Genomic DNA, 15,452 nt, shown 5'->3' with positions numbered 1-15,452 from the left:
TTTTCCGATTCCCCGTTGTGCGGTCCTACAGGGCGATTTCTTCGAATGAAGTGACTACCTGGTGCCGACTTTCCCCTTGGCTGCCTTCACGGTCCAAGCGAATAGTCCGGAATCCCGCGTCAGCCGCTGCATCCAGTTCTGCCTCTATATCCGACAGGAACAGCAACTGCTCCGCCGGCAAACCGATGGCTTGCTGGATAGTGCGGTAGCTGTCCGTTTCCTGTTTATGGCCAGAGGTAGTGTCGAAATAGCCAGACAGCAGACCGGTCAGATCCCCCTCATCGCTGTAGCCGAAGAACAGTTTCTGGGCGGCGATGGAGCCGGAGGAGTAGACGTAAAGGTCCAGCCCTTTTTCCTTCCAGGCTTGCAGGGCAACGGCAGTATCAGGGTAGAGATGGGCGGTGTAATCGCCATTCTGATAGCCGGCCTGCCAGATCATTCCTTGCAGGGCTTTTAGCGGGGTGGCTTTACGGTCATCGCGGATCCACTGCTGAAAGAGTGCATTGGCCGAGGCTGGGCTTTCCAGAGTGCGGCCGCTTTCCTGCTCGGCCGCGCCCACCTGTGCCTGTACCTCCGGTTGATTCCAGTGCGTTTCGAGAAACGCCGGAAATTGTCTGGCGGCATAAGGGAACAGGACTTCCTTGACGAAGGAAATGCTGCTGGTGGTGCCTTCAATGTCGGTGACGACGGCTTTAATCATGATTGCGCTACACAATGAATAGTCTGCAGGAGCCGTTTGCTGAACAGCAACCTCAGCGTTACAAGCGAGGGCACTGTCGCAATCCGAACGATGGCTCCTGACGGGGAGACGGTGTCAGTTTTCCAGGCGGTTGAAGCATTGGGCGATATCACTGCCGGTAAAATCAGCCACCCAGCCTTCCGGGTTATTGAACAGACGGATGGCGACGAACCGGGGATTCGGGCCCATATCGAACCAGTGTGGCGTGTTGGCGGGGACGCTGATCAAGTCGCCTTTGGTGCAAAGTACTTCGTACACCTTGTCGTTGATGTGCAGTGTGAACAGGCCCTGCCCTTCCACGAAAAAGCGCACTTCATCTTCGCTGTGGCGGTGCTCTTCCAGAAATTTCTGTCGGAAGGCGGCTTTTTCAGGGTGATCGGGCACCATGCTGACCACGTCCACGGTCTGATAGCCTTCCTCATCAATCAGGCGATCGATATCTGCCTTGTAGGCGGCGATGACCTGCTCCTGTTGTGGGGCGTCGGGCAGGGCCTGTGTGGCTTGCCACTGTTCATAGCGAATACCCGCTCCAGCCAGAGCTTTGGCCATGGATGCCTTGTCAGTCAGGTGCTGCTCAAGGGTGTCGGGTTGGCTGTCGTGGAAAATTTTCAGTTCACTCATGGGGTCATACTCCTTGCAAACGGCGGCGATCCAGCTCTATGGCGAGCAGGGTCTCCAGCGCTTCAAGTTGACGGTAGCAGGTTGGCAAATCGCTTGCCCAGGTATACAGACCATGGCCGCGGATCAGGTAGGCGTGGCTAATATCACCGTCCGCCATGGCCGCATCCACCTGGTCGGCGAGAGCGGCAATATCCTGGGTGTTATCGAATACCGGGATGACCAGTCGGCTGTCATGGGTCGTAAAGCCTTCCAGGGCCTTGAGCAGCTCGTAGCCTTCCAGGGTGATGCTGTTGGCGGGCCAGTGCATGGTCAGCACCGTGCTGGCATGGCTGTGGGTATGCAGGACGGCGCCCACGGCGTCATGGCGACGGTACAGTTGGGTATGCAGCAGGGTTTCTGCCGATGGCTTGCCATCGCTGGCGGCCTGGCCGTTCATGTCCACGGCCATGATATCGGTTTCCTGCAGCAGTGCCTTGTCCTTGCCGGAGCGGGTAATCGCCGCATGGGTGGCATTCAGGCGCACGGAGTAGTTGCTGCTGGTGGCCGGCGACCAGCCCTGCCGATAGATGCGCTGGCCAGTGGTTGCCAGGGCATGGGCAGCATCCCGGTAAACGGCGGTAGAGTAGGGGCGCTCAATCATGTTTTTATCCACGAAGATGTGCCAATAGTGTATCGGTGGTGGGGGCTCGTATCACGCCCCGCTCGGTGACGATGGCGGTGATCAGTTCTGCGGGTGTCACATCAAACGCCGGGTTGTACACCGGGCAGTGGGCCGGTGCCAGCGTCTTGCCCTGAATGCTGCGCACTTCGCTGGCGTCACGCTCTTCGATAACAATGTGGCTGCCATCGGGCAGTTCTGCATCAAGGGTAGACAGTGGTGCCGCAACGATAAAGGGAATGCCGTGGTGGCGTGCCAACACGGCCAGATTGTAGGTGCCGATCTTGTTGGCCGTATCGCCGTTGGCGGTAATGCGGTCGGCACCCACGATCACGGCCTGGACCTTGCCCTGCTGCATAAGCTGGCCGGCGGCACTGTCGGCGACAAGCGTGACAGGGATGCCGTCGTTGAGCAGTTCCCAGCTGGTCAGGCGGCTGCCTTGCAGCCAGGGCCGGGTTTCCCCGGCGTAGACTTCCTGCAGGTTACCGCGTGACCAGGCGGTGCGGATGATACCGAGCGCCGTGCCATGACCGCCGGTAGCCAGGGCACCGGTGTTGCAGTGGGTATAGACGCTGGCGTTGTCTGGCAGCAGATCGGCACCCAGTTCGCCCATGCGTTGATTGGCCGCCAGGTCTTCCTGGTGAATAGCCTGCGCATCGGCTTTGAGGGCGCTGATGAGCGCGGCACCGGAAAGGTCGCTGGCGACTCCCTGCAGACGCTCCAGGGCCCAGAACAGATTGACGGCCGTAGGGCGGCTGGCGGCAAGGGTGGCAATGGCAGGCGCGAGCGCCAACGCTGAAGCGTCATCGCCCAGACGCGCAGCCTCCAGGGCGAGGCCGTAGGCGGCGGTGATGCCAATGGCAGGTGCGCCGCGAACCACCATGTCATGAATGGCGGTAGCGGCATCGTCGCTGCCGTGGATCGGCAGCCAGATGGTTTCCGCCGGAAGACGTCGCTGGTCGAGCAGCTCGAGGTGGTCGTCATGCCAACGGATGGCAGCGCTGTTAATGGCCATCGGTGATGTCCTTGTCATGTCCGTCAGGATGTTTCAGGGGTGTTCTGTGGTATTTACGGCGAATCCAGTTGGCTGTCCGGAAGACGCCAGGGCGGCGCATGATAGCGCGTTCCAGACGGTATTTCCCCGGAAAAGTGCTGGCCATTAATGCTATCAGAATGGTCAGCAGCCCTTGCCCGGGAAGCACCAGCATCACAATGCCAGCAACCAGTAATAATATCGCCAGGACGTTTCGAATCAGCCAGAAACACCACGCCAGAGGGCCTCGATGGGTGTGGGGCTGATAGCTCTCGGTGAAATAATCCTCAGGCATGCGCAGTAATAGCCAGGGAATGGCGACACAGGAGGCCAGGGCCATGACAATACCGCTTACCGTGAGTGCCGGCAGCCAGGGTTCCAGTTGCTGGGCCAATGGCTTCAGCCAGACGGGTAACTCTGCGTTCAATGGGCCTCCGGTTTGCGGTGCTGTAGCAGAGAGAGTGTGCCGCGTACAATGCGGCTATGCCCAAGGATTTTCAATGCCGACGGCATGGCTTTTTATCTTCACAGACTCCAAGGAGAATGCGTTATGGCCCAGGCCGGACAACTTATACTGGCAGCCTTGATTGGGCTGTTGATTGGTGCAGCCCTGGGCCTGGTGCTTTGGCGATTCTGGCTGGCCCGCCGTGAGGCTCGGGAAACCCGCGCTCAGCAGGTGCACATTATCGAGAGTCTTGACGTGTTGTGCCGCGCTGTGGAGCAGAAACAGGTGGAGTTAAGCGAGGCCTCCATTCGTATCAGTGCCCTGTTGGATTGCCTGCCTGACAGCATCGAACCGAAAGTGGATCTGGCTGCCATCCATCAGTTTGCCGAAACCTGTCAACAATTTGATCGTGGTGAGCAGCGCCAGGAGCTGACCCCCCGGGCGCGATTCCAGCAGGATTCCCGTCGCTGGCAGCTGGAAGAGGATCAGGATGAGGTGGTGAACCAGGCGACTCGCCGCCTGGCAAAAGTGCTGCCAACCTGGCGGAGCGGCTTGAGAGTCTAGAGGCCCTCTCAATCACTTTTTGCGTACTCAGCCTGGCCTGAAGGGAACAGTTGTTGTGCTTTGTCGCGAGGGGCGGGTGGCTGCCTTTCCTGGCGACAAAGGGCAGCCGATGAGGAGGGTTCAGGGGTTCGTAGCCAGATAACGGAACGACGTCAACTCAATGCGCCCCCGCACGAACAGATTTTCCTGATGGTCCATGCGGACCATGAAGTAATCCAGCTCCCGGGCTGCCCAGAACCGGGAGCGCTTGCCCCGCTCCGGATAATCCCGCTCTATACTGGCGGCATCCCAGTCTCCGGCGGGAGTCTCCAGATTTTCCACACCCAGAGAGCGGTATTGGTAGTTTGCCATGCCGTCTGGTTCTGCTACCGGATAACTGAACTCGGCGTCTCCCCTGGCCATGTTGCAGCGCGCCACCATGGCGACACTCAAGGCATCCAGCGCCTCATCGACCAGTGGATAGATCGCCTTGCTGCCCTGGGCTTCACGGTCTTGCCAGTCAAACACAATCTCCCCTTCGCGGCGCAGGCCGAAGCCGGCGCTGGCATGGCGATAGTGATGGGGGCGAGCGGTGCAATCATGCCAGCGGAAGGTGGCGATTTCTTCATGTTGAAACAGGCGATTTTCAATCCGGAAATGCAGTCGGTAGTCCTGCTCTTCCTGCGTGAGCCGGATGGTGGCATTGAGGCCCAGGGGGATGCCATTGACCACAACGCGGTACTCGGCTTCAGCAGGCTGGAGCGCTATCGGGAAGGGGGCAGGCTGATCGCCGGGTTGAGCAAACAATGACTGGGACGCCAAAAGCAGCAGGCCCGACAGCAGCCGTAAGGGCCGCAGGATTACAGTATGATTCGCCACTTTCCCAGTGTCCCCAGTTAAATGAGTATGGATGATAGCACGCTCCACATTGCGTTCGAGGCCTCACAACCCCTTCAGCAGTCCATTGAAGGCTTTATTGATGGCATGCTGGCTGAGCCCGGACGTTGTCACCTTGAAGAACTGGATGCTCTGGTTGTGCCTTTTGTCGATGAAGTGCTGTCTGTGTTCTTCAAGGGGCCGCTGCAAGCCGCCGAGGCAAAGGGGGCATCGGCAAGGTTGATTCTGGGTGCCATGAGAGTGATAAACCGGTCAGCGAACAGTCTGATTGCTCGCTTGATGAAAAATACCACGCTCGACGAGCAACTGGCTCTGGCTCGATATTTCCAGAATCTGCGCCGTTATCAAGGTGGCAAATTGTATGTGGCTTACCCCCTCAGACCGGCCATGGCAGAAAAGGCCTGCCTGGTGTTCCAGGCAGGGTTGCTTGGCGAAGAAGACATGGCCGGACTGCTGGATGTGATGCAAGCGATCAATGATGGCGCGATCACTCATTTCATGGACAACTCCGTAGCTTGTCTGACATTGGGGCGGGTAAACCGTGCATTAGTATCGGCTGCTCGTGTTACAATTTGTAAAGCGACGGCATCAGCCACTCACAAGGGGTTGCCGGGCATGGAGGCCAGCGCCAGGACGGCGGTGGTGCGTTATTTTGATCAGATGCTGATACGGTTCGATGATGGATAGCAGGGAAAACCGCGGTGCCAACCGCCGCAAGCTGGCACGAATCAATACCCAAATGCGGGTAGATATCTTTCGCCACCGATTGATTGGCGGATGGCGCTTTGTGACCCGTGCCAAGGCCATGGACTACAACCGCTATGGAGTGGGTCTGACGTCACCGGTGAGTCTGTCACGGGGTGCCCGCCTCAAGCTGGACTTGTATGCGCCTGGCATGATTCTGCGTCAGGTATCGGCAGAAGTGGTCAGTTGTCATCGGGCGGGACAGGCATACCGGATTGGTTTACGCACCTATTCCAACTTGCGTGAGTTGGCTGGCGACGCGCGGCAGCATCAAATCCGTTATCTGGCAGGAATGGAAGAACAGCTTTCCCCGCAGGGGTAAGACTGATTGCGAATACAAAAAAGCCGCCCTGAGGCGGCTTTTTTGATAGTGGCTTGGCTCAGTTGCCTGAAGAAGGCGCTGCGGCTTTCTTCTTGGCGGGAGCCCGCTTGGCAGGTGCTTTCTTCTTGGCAGCTGCTTTCTTGGCGGGGGCCTTTTTGGCAGCTGCTTTCTTCTTGGCAGGAGCCTTGCGAGTAGCAGCCTTCTTGGCAGCTGCTTTCTTCTTCGCCGGTGCTTTTTTGGAAGCCGCTTTCTTGGGCGCTACACGGCGCTCAATTTCCTTGGCGCGTTTTTCCAGGTCTTTCTCGTACTGACCGATAACCCGGGACAGGCTGTGGGCCTGCTTGGCGGTGGCCTTCAGAACCCGAACCTCGGTTTCCAGGATGCGCTTGCGGCCCTGGGAGGTTTCCACCTGTTTGCGGGCATCTTCTGCCGCCTTGCGGGCGCGCTCGATCTGTTTCTTGACGGTGGCGGTGGCACGGTCACGGTATTCCGCCTGCAGCTTTTCAACTTTGGCGAAGTACTCCCGCTGACGCTTCATTTCCTGGTTAAGGCGATCGCGCACCTTCTCCAGCTGTTTCTCAAGTTGACTGATCTGTTTCTCGCGTTCCTTGTCGAAGCGCTCAGCCAGCTTGCGAATCTGAGCCTGAAGTTCCTCGACAGTATCTTTCACCTTGCTAGCAGCCATGGATGACTCCCTTTCCCCTTCGGATTGTTCGTAGTGGCTTTGTGCTGGAGAGCAGCAATGCCCGGATTCAATAGTAACGTGCAACGCCGTTGCTGTAGCAACTTTATGCCACATCCTACGACTGAACAACCATTGATCAATTAAAGAACGCCGGGCGCGACTTATCAGAAGCGGTTTGATTGCGGCCCTCGGAGGAGGGCGCAGGCAAGTAACAGCGGTTGTCGTGCACGAAGAGACAGACGAAACCGGTAGCGAAGCAATGCCTGGATCGCGAATCAGACCACACTGCAACACAGGGATCACCTCCTGCTAAAGCACTGGCACACCTGGTGCTGCGTTGTGCTGTTGCGATTCAAAGTGGCGCGCAGGATACTGGGCGAAACTCACCTTCACCCGGGACATATCATGCCGGTTTCCTTTGATGGCAAGCTGGTTATCGCGATCAGCTCACGTGCCTTGTTCAATCTTGCAGACAGCCACAAGGTCTACCTGGAAGAGGGCCTGGAAGCGTTTCAGGATTACCAGACCCGTCATGAAGACGATGTGCTGGAGCCGGGGGATGCCTTCACGCTGGTGCAGAAGCTGCTGGCTATAAACGAACTGAAAGAGGGAAAGGGGCGGGTCGAAGTCATTCTGCTGTCGCGCAACAGCTCTGATACCGGCCTGCGGGTCTTCAACTCCATTGAGCATTACGGATTGCCGATCACCCGTGCGGCCTTTGCCGGCGGGCAAAGCCCCCACCGTTATGTGTCTGCGTTCGGCGCCCACCTGTTTCTGTCCACCGACCCGGATGACGTACAGCAGGTACTGGAAGCCGGCTATGCAGCTGCCACCATTCTTTCCGGCGGCCAGTGTCAGCGCCCGGATGGCATTTTGCGGATTGCCTTTGATGGCGACGCGGTGCTGTTTTCCGATGAGTCGGAACAGATTTTCCAGAGTGATGGCCTGGAGGCTTTCACCGAGAATGAAAAACGCTCCGCACGTCAGCCACTGGACGGCGGCCCGTTCAAGCCTTTCCTGGCAGCCTTGCATCAACTGCAGGACAGCTTTCCGGTGGCATCCTGCCCGATCCGAACGGCTCTGGTGACCGCCCGGGGCGCTCCTGCCCACGAACGGGTAGTGCGAACCCTGCGTGACTGGAATATCCGCCTGGACGAAAGTCTGTTTCTGGGAGGCTTGGCGAAAGGGGATTTCCTGCGGGCGTTCGGTGCCGATGTGTTCTTTGATGATCAACAGGGCCACTGCGAATCCGCCGCCCGACATGTGGCGGCCGGCCATGTCCCCCATGGTGTGGCCAATCGGCGAAAAAGTGGGGAAGCCTGAGATCGCGCATTAGCCCGAGGCTTTCTCAGATCCTGCCGGAACCGGCGAACCTGGTTGAGACAGTGCGACTGTTCGCCATGCAGGCATAGCTCCTACGTCTTTAGCAGGGACTTCCTTCAAAACACCGCATACTTGATCCCCAGCGCCAACAAAACCGTCACCAATACCGGGTGCATGATGTGGTTGGGTACCCGATGGCCCACATGCGTGCCAATGTAGATCGCCGGCAGGGACCCCATCAGCAGGGCAGCCAGCAGACTCAGGTCCACATGGCCAAGAGCCAGATGGCCCAGGCCGGCGATCAGGGTAAGGGGGACCGCATGGGCCAGATCAGTACCCACTACCCGAATCGGTGCCAGGGCAGGGTAGAGGATCAGCAATACGGCGGTACCGATGGCGCCGGCGCCCACCGAGGACAGAGTCACGAACACGCCCAGCAGAATTCCCATTGCCACAGTCCACACGCCGGCCCGGTGCTGAGCGGATCCCAGTAAGCCAGATGGGCGGTGGTTCACTATCGCCTGCAGACGATGCTTGAACAGTAGCACCAGGGCGGTGACGATCAGGGTTATACCCAGCGCCGTTGTCAGCAAGGGGGCATAGTCGTCGGCATCGGAAGCCAGCAACCAGAGCGCCGCCGCGGTGAGCAGGGCGGCAGGGATGCTACCGGCCGCCATGCGTTTCATAATGGTCCAGTCCACGTTGCGGCGACGGGCATGCATCACCATGCCGGAAGATTTGGTAACGGCGGCATAAAGCAGGTCGGTGCCGATGGCAACCTGGGGCGGGAAACCGAACAGGAGCAGGAGCGGAGTCATCAGCGAGCCGCCACCGACCCCGGTGAGGCCAACAGCAAAACCGACCAGCGCACCGGCGCTTATATAGAGAAGCAGCTCCGGTTGCAGTATCGGCATACAGTGGCTCCAGGCAGGTTCTGTGGGAGAAGTACTTGACGGGGCTACTATAAAGACGGTTATCTATGCTTTGAACGAATAATTATTCATATTTTTATAACCAGGTTGAGTTGATATCCTGATTTGCCACAATGGATAGTGACTGAGTCTGGCGCCGTGTTCCGATTGCGGAGGCAAGGATGAAACTGCAGCAACTACGCTACATTTGGGAAGTGGCCCGCCATGATCTGAATGTGTCTGCCACCGCCGCGGCGCTTTTCACCTCCCAGCCGGGTATCAGCAAGCAGATCCGCATGCTGGAGGATGAACTCGGCGTCGAGGTCTTTGCCCGTAGCGGCAAGCACCTGACCCATATCACTCCGGCAGGCCAGGCGATCCTCAAGATTGTCGGCGAAATCCTCCAGCAGACCGAATCGATCCGTCGGGTCTCCCAGGAATACCGGGATGAATCCCGTGGCGAACTCAGCATTGCCACTACCCACACCCAGGCCCGCTATGCCTTGCCGCCGGTGATCCAGCAGTTCACTGGCCGTTTCCCGGATGTGTCCCTGCACATGCATCAGGGCACTCCCATGCAGATCTCCGAGCTGGCTGCCAACGGCAGTGTGGATTTTGCCATCGCCACGGAAGCCCTGGACCTGTTCACGGATCTGGTGATGATGCCCTGTTATCGCTGGAACCGGACAGTGGTGGTGCCGGAGGGACATCCACTGACCAAGGTGACGCCGCTGACTCTGGAAGCCCTGGCGGAGTACCCCATTGTCACCTACGTGTTCGGCTTTACCGGCCGCAGCAAGCTGGATGATGCCTTTGTCGACAAGGGTCTGGAGCCGAAAGTGGTGTTCACCGCTGCTGATGCGGATGTGATCAAAACCTATGTCCGCCTGGGCATGGGGGTGGGAATCATTGCTCACATGGCCGTGGATCCTGTGGAAGACAAGGGGCTGGTAGCGCTGGATGCCGGGCACTTGTTCGAATCCAGCACCACGCGTATCGGTTTCCGCAAGGGGACCTTCCTGCGCGGCTTCATGTATGACTTCCTGGAGGCCTTTGCGCCGCACCTGACGCGGGATCAGGTGGATGCCGCCATCAAGGCCCCCAACCGGGAGGAGCGTGAAGCCCTGTTCGAGGGCATCGAGCTGCCCATTCGCTGACAGTCGCAAACCGCTTTGGGCGCGATGCTCGCATGGCGGTAAGCGGGCAAAGCCTGGCCCCTGGGCGGTGTGCGCATCACCCCATAAGATCCACTTTCACACAATTGCATTACCCCAAATCCAGCCTCCCCGTTGCAAAGCCCCCGGGGCGCCGCTACATTGTGCGCGCCTTATTAACCCAAAGGGGAAAACCGTGGAATTGCTGTGCCTGGACCTGGAAGGGGTGTTGATCCCCGAAATCTGGATCAACTTTGCGGAAAAGACCGGTATCGACGAGCTGCGTGCCACTACCCGGGACATTCCGGACTATGACGAGCTGATGCGCATGCGCCTGCGCATTTTGGATGAGCATGGCTACGGGCTACCCGACATCCAGGAAGTCATCGATACCCTGGACCCCATGGAGGGTGCCAAAGAGTTTGTCGAGTGGGCGCGTGAGAACTTCCAGCTGATCATCCTTTCCGACACCTTCTACGAGTTTGCCAGGCCGCTGATGAAGAAGCTGGGTTGGCCGACCCTGTTTTGCCATCGCCTGGAAGTGGACGAAAACGGCAGGATCACCGACTACAAGCTGCGCCAGAAAGATCCCAAGCGGGCATCCATCAAGGCATTCCATTCCTTGAACTACCACTGCATCGCGGCAGGTGATTCCTACAACGACACCACCATGTTGTCAGAAGCGGAACAGGGCATTCTGTTCCACGCCCCGGACAATGTGATTGCCGAATTCCCCCAGTTCCCCGCCGTGCACAGCTACGAGGACCTGAAAAAGGAAATCGTCAAAGCGAGCCCTCGGGATATCCCGCTTTAAGGCAGGCAACACGCTTCGTGCACTAGCGTGAAGCGTGTATACCATGAGCTGGAAACGAAAAAGCCGCGCCCAGAATCCGGGCGCGGCTTTTTGATAGAAGGGCTTGGCTTTAGAGTGTTACCTGAGGCGTACTGCTAGTGCTGATTACAGAAACCGTTCTTCCAGCGCCCCCATCAGCTTGGCAACTTTAAAGCAGCTCTCCTCATATTCCGCCTCCGGCACAGAATCGAACACGATACCGCCCCCGCCATGACAATAGAGCCTGTCGCCTTCGGTTTGCAGTGTGCGAATAAGAATGTTGCTGTCCAGATTTCCCCGGTTGTCCATCCAGAAGAAGCTCCCGCAGTAGGCGCCACGGGGCGCTGGCTCCAGCTCGGCAATAATCTCCATGGCCCGCTTCTTCGGAGCACCGGTGATAGAGCCGCCGGGAAATGCGCCGAGCAGAGCATCCAGTGGGGATAGATCCCGGCGCAGGGTGCCAGTCACTGTGCTGACCAGATGTTGCACGTTGCTGAAACGGCGTAACTCGAAAAGCGGATCTGCCTGAATGCTGCCGGGCTCACAGCAGGCCCCCAGATCATTGCGTAGCAGGTCCACGATCATCAGGTTTTCCGCGCGATCCTTGGGGTTGGAGAGCAGCTCATCGCCAAAAGCCTGATCTTCTTCAGGAGTATTGCCACGCGGGCGCGAGCCCTTGATCGGCTCGGACATCACCTGTCGGTTACGGATAGACAGAAAACGCTCCGGCGAGACCCCGAATATCTGACTGTCTCCGGCATCAAAGTAGCAACTGTGTGGGGCAGGGTGTGCCTCTTGTAGCGCTAGCCAGGCGGTAAGGGGATCGCCGTGGAAGTGGGCGCTGAAACGCTGGGCCAGATTGACCTGGTAACAGTCGCCGGCAGCCAGATAATCCTTGATCCGCGCCAGGCTGCGAAGATAATTCTCCCGACTTTGTTCTGCCTTAAATTCCCCTTCGAGGGAAAAGGATGTCGTTGCCTGGCGGCTCTTCAGGCCGCGGACGGGCTTGGGGCCGTTCTTATAGAGGTGAATAACTGCAGGCATGACAGAATGGCTTTGGTCCCCGCTGCTGCGCAAGAAGGAGGGGGTGATTGCCCCTCTCAACCAGGCCCCAGCCTCATAAGGCAGTACTCCGGCAGCAAAGGTGAAGCCTCCCTTCAGGGCTTTTTCCGCTTCCCGAACACAAGTGACAAGCTCTGCCTTGCTATTGGCAGATAGCGTTAGCGCGGGCCGGCTTAGTGCGACTAGTCCGTTTGTATTATTGAAGAGACAGCTCGGTGACATCATGGGCAACCAGGTTCAGGAGCGACTAGTCTACCTGTCGGGCTGAAACTTGCCCAACTCTGTTACTGCGCGTAACAGATAGACTCTAATCGGCATAATGTTTACATCTGTGTTCGATTGATACGAGCGTGCACATGAGTACAAAAACTAATAAAAACAAATACCTATGCTATTAAAGTGACGTCATCGAGTTTTGTAACGGATGCATTTGTTTTTGTAACCATTGTGTTAACTTAGATGCGTGCCGATCAAACGTGGCACCCAAACGATTACAACAAAACGTTGTGCACACGAGGAGATAACAATGAAATTCAAGAAGCTTGCTCTGGCGGCCGCCGTTGCAGCCCTCCCGGCTACCGGTTTTTCCATGGAAGCCATGGAAGATAGCGCTCTGTCCGGTGTGACTGGTCAGGATGGTATTTCCATCTCTCTGGCATCTGATGTTACTGCTGGGCTGAAAGTTCACGATAAGGATGGTTTCACCGGGAATGGTGTTGCTACTGCCGACTCTGGTGCCCTGGTAATCAGCGGTTTTGCCATCACTCGCGCTAACACCACTGACAGCATTGATATTGATATCGATACGAATGGTGGTACTTCACCGACCCTGAACATTGGTGTGAGCCTGCCAACTGGCCTTACTGTTGCTCTGGGGTCTGTGGGTGTTGCGGATTCCGGTCGTACTGTGAACACTACTACTGGCGTTGCTGGTGGCACTTGGTCCTCTACTGGTACTGTTGCCAGTGTTCTGAACCTTGGCTCCATGACTCTGGGCGCAACCACCCTGAATATCCAGCTGGGTAACGAGCCGCAAGGCAACATGATTGCCCTGAACACCACCATTTCCGGTGGCATCAGCCTGACTGGCTTCTCCGTGAGCGATGCAAACAGTGGTGGCAGCTTGATCACTGATCTGCAGGTTGTTGACAACGCTGGTACGGATCTGACGCTGAACACCGGGATCAACATTGAGGCTGATGGCTTGCACATTGGTCTCGCTGGTTTGGGTGGGGCTACCGGCATGGATGTCCGCATGACTGACCTTAAGCTGGGTACCGCTGCTTCCGGTTCTATTGGCGATGTTGAACTGATCGGCCTTGATCTGACTGGCGACCTGGTAATTGCTGGCAAATAAAGTTTACTGGTCACTTTGAAACAAGAAACCCGGCTCAGGCCGGGTTTTCTTGTTCTATGGTATCGGTTTTTTTGGCAAAATTCGTATTGTTGAATGTTTATTCCAATTTTGCTTTTCAGGTGAATCTTGAGCATTGACACTATAACCAAAAAAGCCCTGCATGCCATGCAGGTTGGCAATTACCGTAAAGTCATGAAATGGGTTGTTGAGGCCCAAAAAATAGCGAATCCATTGCCGGTGGCACTTTATGAAGTGTCTGCGCAGGCTAGTTTGGCTCTCGGGGATCTGAGCACGGCAACGAACAGCATCAAAGGCGCAATTAATGTCGGTGGGGCAACGCTGCAACGGGTCATGTTCTATGGCGATTTACTGCTGCGTTCGGGGCAACTACAAGTTGCCGCCGATGTGTTCCAGCAAGTGATCCGGGAACAGGATGCGTACCCGCTGGCCTGGAAAGGGCTTGCTCATTGCCTTTTTCAAGCTGGAGATTGGGGGCGTGCACAGGCGGCCTATGCAGCAGTGCTAGAGAGGGACCCAAACGATATTGAGGCCAAGACTTTCATTGCGAATTGTATTCTGAAAACCGATGCGGCTGCCAAGGCTGGCGTATTACTCGAAGAGGTCGTTAGGGATAACCCCGATTATCCTCAGGCAGGGGTCTGGTATGGTGAGGCTCTGCGCCGAAGTGGCAGGGTTGAAGATGCCATCCCTTTATTTCAGCAATGGAGCTCCAATGAGGAGGTGGGCGAGTTAGCCAAACGTTTATTATTAGCCTCCTGGATATCGATTGAAGATTACAGCGAAGTGGAGAGTGTCCTTGAGCCTTTGCTGGAACGTTACCCTCATGATCCGGAGCTGTTGACGCTGCATGCCCGTTGGTTGGCCGTGGAGGGGCGTCGCGAAGAGGCTATTGGCACGCTTAAAAGTATTCTGGAAAGAGAGCCAAATTATTTCACTGCATGGTCACCTTTGCTTGATGCAATAAAAGAGCCGCTTGATGCCGCATTTGAAAAACGACTGTTTTCCGCTTGTGAGCAAGCAGAAAAAACAGCAGATAAGCGTGATACTGCGGGTATGTATTTTGCGGCCGCTCGTCAATATCAATTGGCAGGGGATCTGCAAAAAGAAATGCATGCGCTGGAGAAAGGCAACGCGACCATGGCGGAATTGGCGCCAATGGACTCCACTCGCCATACTGCTAATGTAAAGCGAGTTAGGGAAGCCTACCCTGCTAAAAAGATAGCAGAAGTTGGGGTTGCGCATAATGAGGACTCTTCAGGTTTCTCTCCCGTTTTTATTCTTTCTCTGCCCCGTTCTGGGAGTACTTTGTTGGAGCAGGCTCTTTCTCGCCACCCGATGGCTGCCGGCGCGGGGGAGGCGAACTTTGCCAGTGATGCCTGGAGGCAGTTGACTGGAAGCTGGAGCCTGACAGATTGCCCTGAGAATCATGAGTCGATCTCAACTGAACAGTTGGAGCAATTCAGGGTAGCCTATCTGCAGGCTGTATCTCGCTCCGGGATAGATCCAAATAAAGTGATGATCCATAAAGGGATAAATAATCACAAAATTGCCGGTTTACTGGCTGCTGCTTTTCCCAAAGCCAGGTTTATCGAACTAAATCGTGCGCCGCTGGATGTGGCTTATGGCTGTTATAAGCAAAATTTTGAGTTCCAGCACTTCAGTTTTACGGTTGGTGGCATAGCATCCGAAATTTCATTGTATCGTGACGATATGAATTGGTGGCATCAGGTGCTTTCCGGCAGGCTTAATGTGACAACTTATGAAAGGTTGGTTGAGAATTTTGAAGAGGAGTTGCGGCGGTTGCTGGTATGGCTCGAGCTACCTTGGGATGATGCCTGTCTTGACTTTGGCAGGGTCAGCAGAGTGGGTACTGCCAGTATGAATCAGGTCAGAGAAGGGGTTTTTACAACTGCAGTTGGGAAGTACGATAAATACGGTGAGTTGTTCAGTCCATTTGTGAAAGCCTTGGAGCAAAGGGGGGTGAATGTACGGTCCTCTCTTGAGTTAGGTCTGCATCCCTGATTCTGCTTGGGTTTGTTCATGGGAATGCCGTATTTCTGTTGATCCCGGTGCCTCCTGTCAGAATAGGTGGTTGCCTGCCCAGT

General features: G+C 56.6%; 17 protein-coding genes. 8 read left to right on the top strand and 9 right to left on the bottom strand.

Annotated elements, in window-relative coordinates:
- Positions 1-25: 25 nt before the first annotated feature.
- The 5 genes from mtnC to ACMG4N_RS11715 all read right to left on the bottom strand — a co-directional run bounded on the left by mtnC (position 26) and on the right by ACMG4N_RS11715 (position 3,478).
- The gene (mtnC, locus tag ACMG4N_RS11735; RefSeq protein ID WP_414431770.1) at positions 26-700 is read right to left on the bottom strand and encodes an acireductone synthase; all 675 of its coding nucleotides are present in this window, start codon (positions 698-700) and stop codon (positions 26-28) included.
- Positions 701-814: 114 nt separating this feature from the next.
- Entirely contained in the window at positions 815-1,360 is a 546-nt protein-coding gene (locus ACMG4N_RS11730; RefSeq protein ID WP_414431768.1) for a 1,2-dihydroxy-3-keto-5-methylthiopentene dioxygenase, read from the bottom strand.
- Positions 1,361-1,364: 4 nt separating this feature from the next.
- Positions 1,365-2,000, bottom strand: a complete 636-nt coding sequence (locus ACMG4N_RS11725; protein ID WP_414431766.1) for a methylthioribulose 1-phosphate dehydratase — start codon at positions 1,998-2,000, stop codon at positions 1,365-1,367.
- A gap of 4 nt (positions 2,001-2,004) precedes the next feature.
- Positions 2,005-3,033, bottom strand: coding sequence for an S-methyl-5-thioribose-1-phosphate isomerase (gene mtnA / locus ACMG4N_RS11720; protein ID WP_414431765.1), 1,029 nt, complete (start codon positions 3,031-3,033; stop codon positions 2,005-2,007).
- A complete protein-coding gene (locus ACMG4N_RS11715; protein ID WP_414431763.1) occupies positions 3,023-3,478 on the bottom strand; it encodes a PGPGW domain-containing protein in 456 nt (151 codons plus the stop codon). The genes mtnA and ACMG4N_RS11715 overlap by 11 nt, the downstream gene beginning before the upstream one ends.
- 123 nt (positions 3,479-3,601) lie before the next feature.
- Between ACMG4N_RS11715 and ACMG4N_RS11710 the strand changes: the two genes are divergently transcribed.
- Positions 3,602-4,060, top strand: coding sequence for a DUF2489 domain-containing protein (locus ACMG4N_RS11710; RefSeq protein ID WP_286827491.1), 459 nt, complete (start codon positions 3,602-3,604; stop codon positions 4,058-4,060).
- Between the two features lie 120 nt (positions 4,061-4,180).
- Here ACMG4N_RS11710 and ACMG4N_RS11705 read toward each other — a convergent pair whose 3' ends face one another.
- Positions 4,181-4,918 carry a DUF3108 domain-containing protein gene (locus ACMG4N_RS11705; RefSeq protein WP_297764064.1) on the bottom strand — a complete coding sequence of 246 codons (738 nt, stop codon included), beginning with the start codon at positions 4,916-4,918 and terminating at the stop codon, positions 4,181-4,183.
- 27 nt (positions 4,919-4,945) lie between these two features.
- On the opposite strand from ACMG4N_RS11705, the gene ACMG4N_RS11700 reads away from it, so the two are divergent.
- Both ACMG4N_RS11700 and ACMG4N_RS11695 read left to right on the top strand, forming a co-directional pair.
- A complete protein-coding gene (locus ACMG4N_RS11700) occupies positions 4,946-5,623 on the top strand; it encodes a hypothetical protein (RefSeq protein ID WP_414431761.1) in 678 nt (225 codons plus the stop codon).
- Entirely contained in the window at positions 5,613-6,002 is a 390-nt protein-coding gene (locus ACMG4N_RS11695; RefSeq protein ID WP_273009543.1) for a PilZ domain-containing protein, read from the top strand. The genes ACMG4N_RS11700 and ACMG4N_RS11695 overlap by 11 nt, the downstream gene beginning before the upstream one ends.
- Positions 6,003-6,060: 58 nt before the next feature.
- Here ACMG4N_RS11695 and ACMG4N_RS11690 read toward each other — a convergent pair whose 3' ends face one another.
- Positions 6,061-6,687, bottom strand: coding sequence for a hypothetical protein (locus ACMG4N_RS11690; protein WP_414431760.1), 627 nt, complete (start codon positions 6,685-6,687; stop codon positions 6,061-6,063).
- 405 nt (positions 6,688-7,092) lie between these two features.
- Between ACMG4N_RS11690 and ACMG4N_RS11685 the strand changes: the two genes are divergently transcribed.
- A complete protein-coding gene (locus ACMG4N_RS11685) occupies positions 7,093-8,010 on the top strand; it encodes a 5'-nucleotidase (RefSeq protein WP_297764056.1) in 918 nt (305 codons plus the stop codon).
- A 116-nt stretch (positions 8,011-8,126) separates the two neighbouring features.
- Here ACMG4N_RS11685 and ACMG4N_RS11680 read toward each other — a convergent pair whose 3' ends face one another.
- Positions 8,127-8,924: a sulfite exporter TauE/SafE family protein gene (locus ACMG4N_RS11680; RefSeq protein ID WP_414431758.1), complete on the bottom strand. Its 798-nt coding sequence runs from the start codon at positions 8,922-8,924 to the stop codon at positions 8,127-8,129.
- 179 nt (positions 8,925-9,103) lie between these two features.
- Here ACMG4N_RS11680 and cysB point away from each other — a divergent pair, with 179 nt between their 5' ends.
- The gene (gene cysB / locus ACMG4N_RS11675) at positions 9,104-10,078 is read left to right on the top strand and encodes an HTH-type transcriptional regulator CysB (RefSeq protein ID WP_414431757.1); all 975 of its coding nucleotides are present in this window, start codon (positions 9,104-9,106) and stop codon (positions 10,076-10,078) included.
- A gap of 193 nt (positions 10,079-10,271) precedes the next feature.
- Positions 10,272-10,889 (top strand): bifunctional phosphoserine phosphatase/homoserine phosphotransferase ThrH, encoded by a 618-nt coding sequence (gene thrH, locus ACMG4N_RS11670; protein ID WP_297764046.1) that lies wholly within the window; start codon positions 10,272-10,274, stop codon positions 10,887-10,889.
- A 144-nt stretch (positions 10,890-11,033) separates the two neighbouring features.
- On the opposite strand, the gene pabB is transcribed toward thrH, so the two are convergent.
- The gene (gene pabB, locus ACMG4N_RS11665) at positions 11,034-12,191 is read right to left on the bottom strand and encodes an aminodeoxychorismate synthase component I (RefSeq protein WP_414433312.1); all 1,158 of its coding nucleotides are present in this window, start codon (positions 12,189-12,191) and stop codon (positions 11,034-11,036) included.
- A gap of 304 nt (positions 12,192-12,495) precedes the next feature.
- Here pabB and ACMG4N_RS11660 point away from each other — a divergent pair, with 304 nt between their 5' ends.
- Both ACMG4N_RS11660 and ACMG4N_RS11655 read left to right on the top strand, forming a co-directional pair.
- A complete protein-coding gene (locus tag ACMG4N_RS11660) occupies positions 12,496-13,326 on the top strand; it encodes a DUF6160 family protein (RefSeq protein ID WP_414431756.1) in 831 nt (276 codons plus the stop codon).
- Positions 13,327-13,452: 126 nt separating this feature from the next.
- Complete coding sequence (locus ACMG4N_RS11655) at positions 13,453-15,369, top strand: tetratricopeptide repeat-containing sulfotransferase family protein (RefSeq protein WP_414431754.1); 1,917 nt, start codon at positions 13,453-13,455, stop codon at positions 15,367-15,369.
- Positions 15,370-15,452: the final 83 nt, after the last annotated feature.

The organism is Alcanivorax sp. IL2, assembly GCF_047495475.1.
Lineage (GTDB): Bacteria > Pseudomonadota > Gammaproteobacteria > Pseudomonadales > Alcanivoracaceae > Alcanivorax.
This window is presented reverse-complemented; position numbering and strand designations above follow the sequence as displayed.

Coding starts and splice junctions, on each gene's coding strand:
- ACMG4N_RS11710 (WP_286827491.1), top strand. CDS start 3,602: ATGGCCCAGGCCGGACAACTTATACTGGCAGCCTTGATTGGGCTGTTG.
- mtnA (WP_414431765.1), bottom strand. CDS start 3,033: ATGGCCATTAACAGCGCTGCCATCCGTTGGCATGACGACCACCTCGAG.
- ACMG4N_RS11690 (WP_414431760.1), bottom strand. CDS start 6,687: ATGGCTGCTAGCAAGGTGAAAGATACTGTCGAGGAACTTCAGGCTCAG.
- ACMG4N_RS11680 (WP_414431758.1), bottom strand. CDS start 8,924: ATGCCGATACTGCAACCGGAGCTGCTTCTCTATATAAGCGCCGGTGCG.
- mtnC (WP_414431770.1), bottom strand. CDS start 700: ATGATTAAAGCCGTCGTCACCGACATTGAAGGCACCACCAGCAGCATT.
- ACMG4N_RS11725 (WP_414431766.1), bottom strand. CDS start 2,000: ATGATTGAGCGCCCCTACTCTACCGCCGTTTACCGGGATGCTGCCCAT.
- ACMG4N_RS11695 (WP_273009543.1), top strand. CDS start 5,613: ATGATGGATAGCAGGGAAAACCGCGGTGCCAACCGCCGCAAGCTGGCA.
- cysB (WP_414431757.1), top strand. CDS start 9,104: ATGAAACTGCAGCAACTACGCTACATTTGGGAAGTGGCCCGCCATGAT.
- ACMG4N_RS11660 (WP_414431756.1), top strand. CDS start 12,496: ATGAAATTCAAGAAGCTTGCTCTGGCGGCCGCCGTTGCAGCCCTCCCG.
- pabB (WP_414433312.1), bottom strand. CDS start 12,191: ATGTCACCGAGCTGTCTCTTCAATAATACAAACGGACTAGTCGCACTA.
- ACMG4N_RS11730 (WP_414431768.1), bottom strand. CDS start 1,360: ATGAGTGAACTGAAAATTTTCCACGACAGCCAACCCGACACCCTTGAG.
- ACMG4N_RS11685 (WP_297764056.1), top strand. CDS start 7,093: ATGCCGGTTTCCTTTGATGGCAAGCTGGTTATCGCGATCAGCTCACGT.
- ACMG4N_RS11700 (WP_414431761.1), top strand. CDS start 4,946: ATGGATGATAGCACGCTCCACATTGCGTTCGAGGCCTCACAACCCCTT.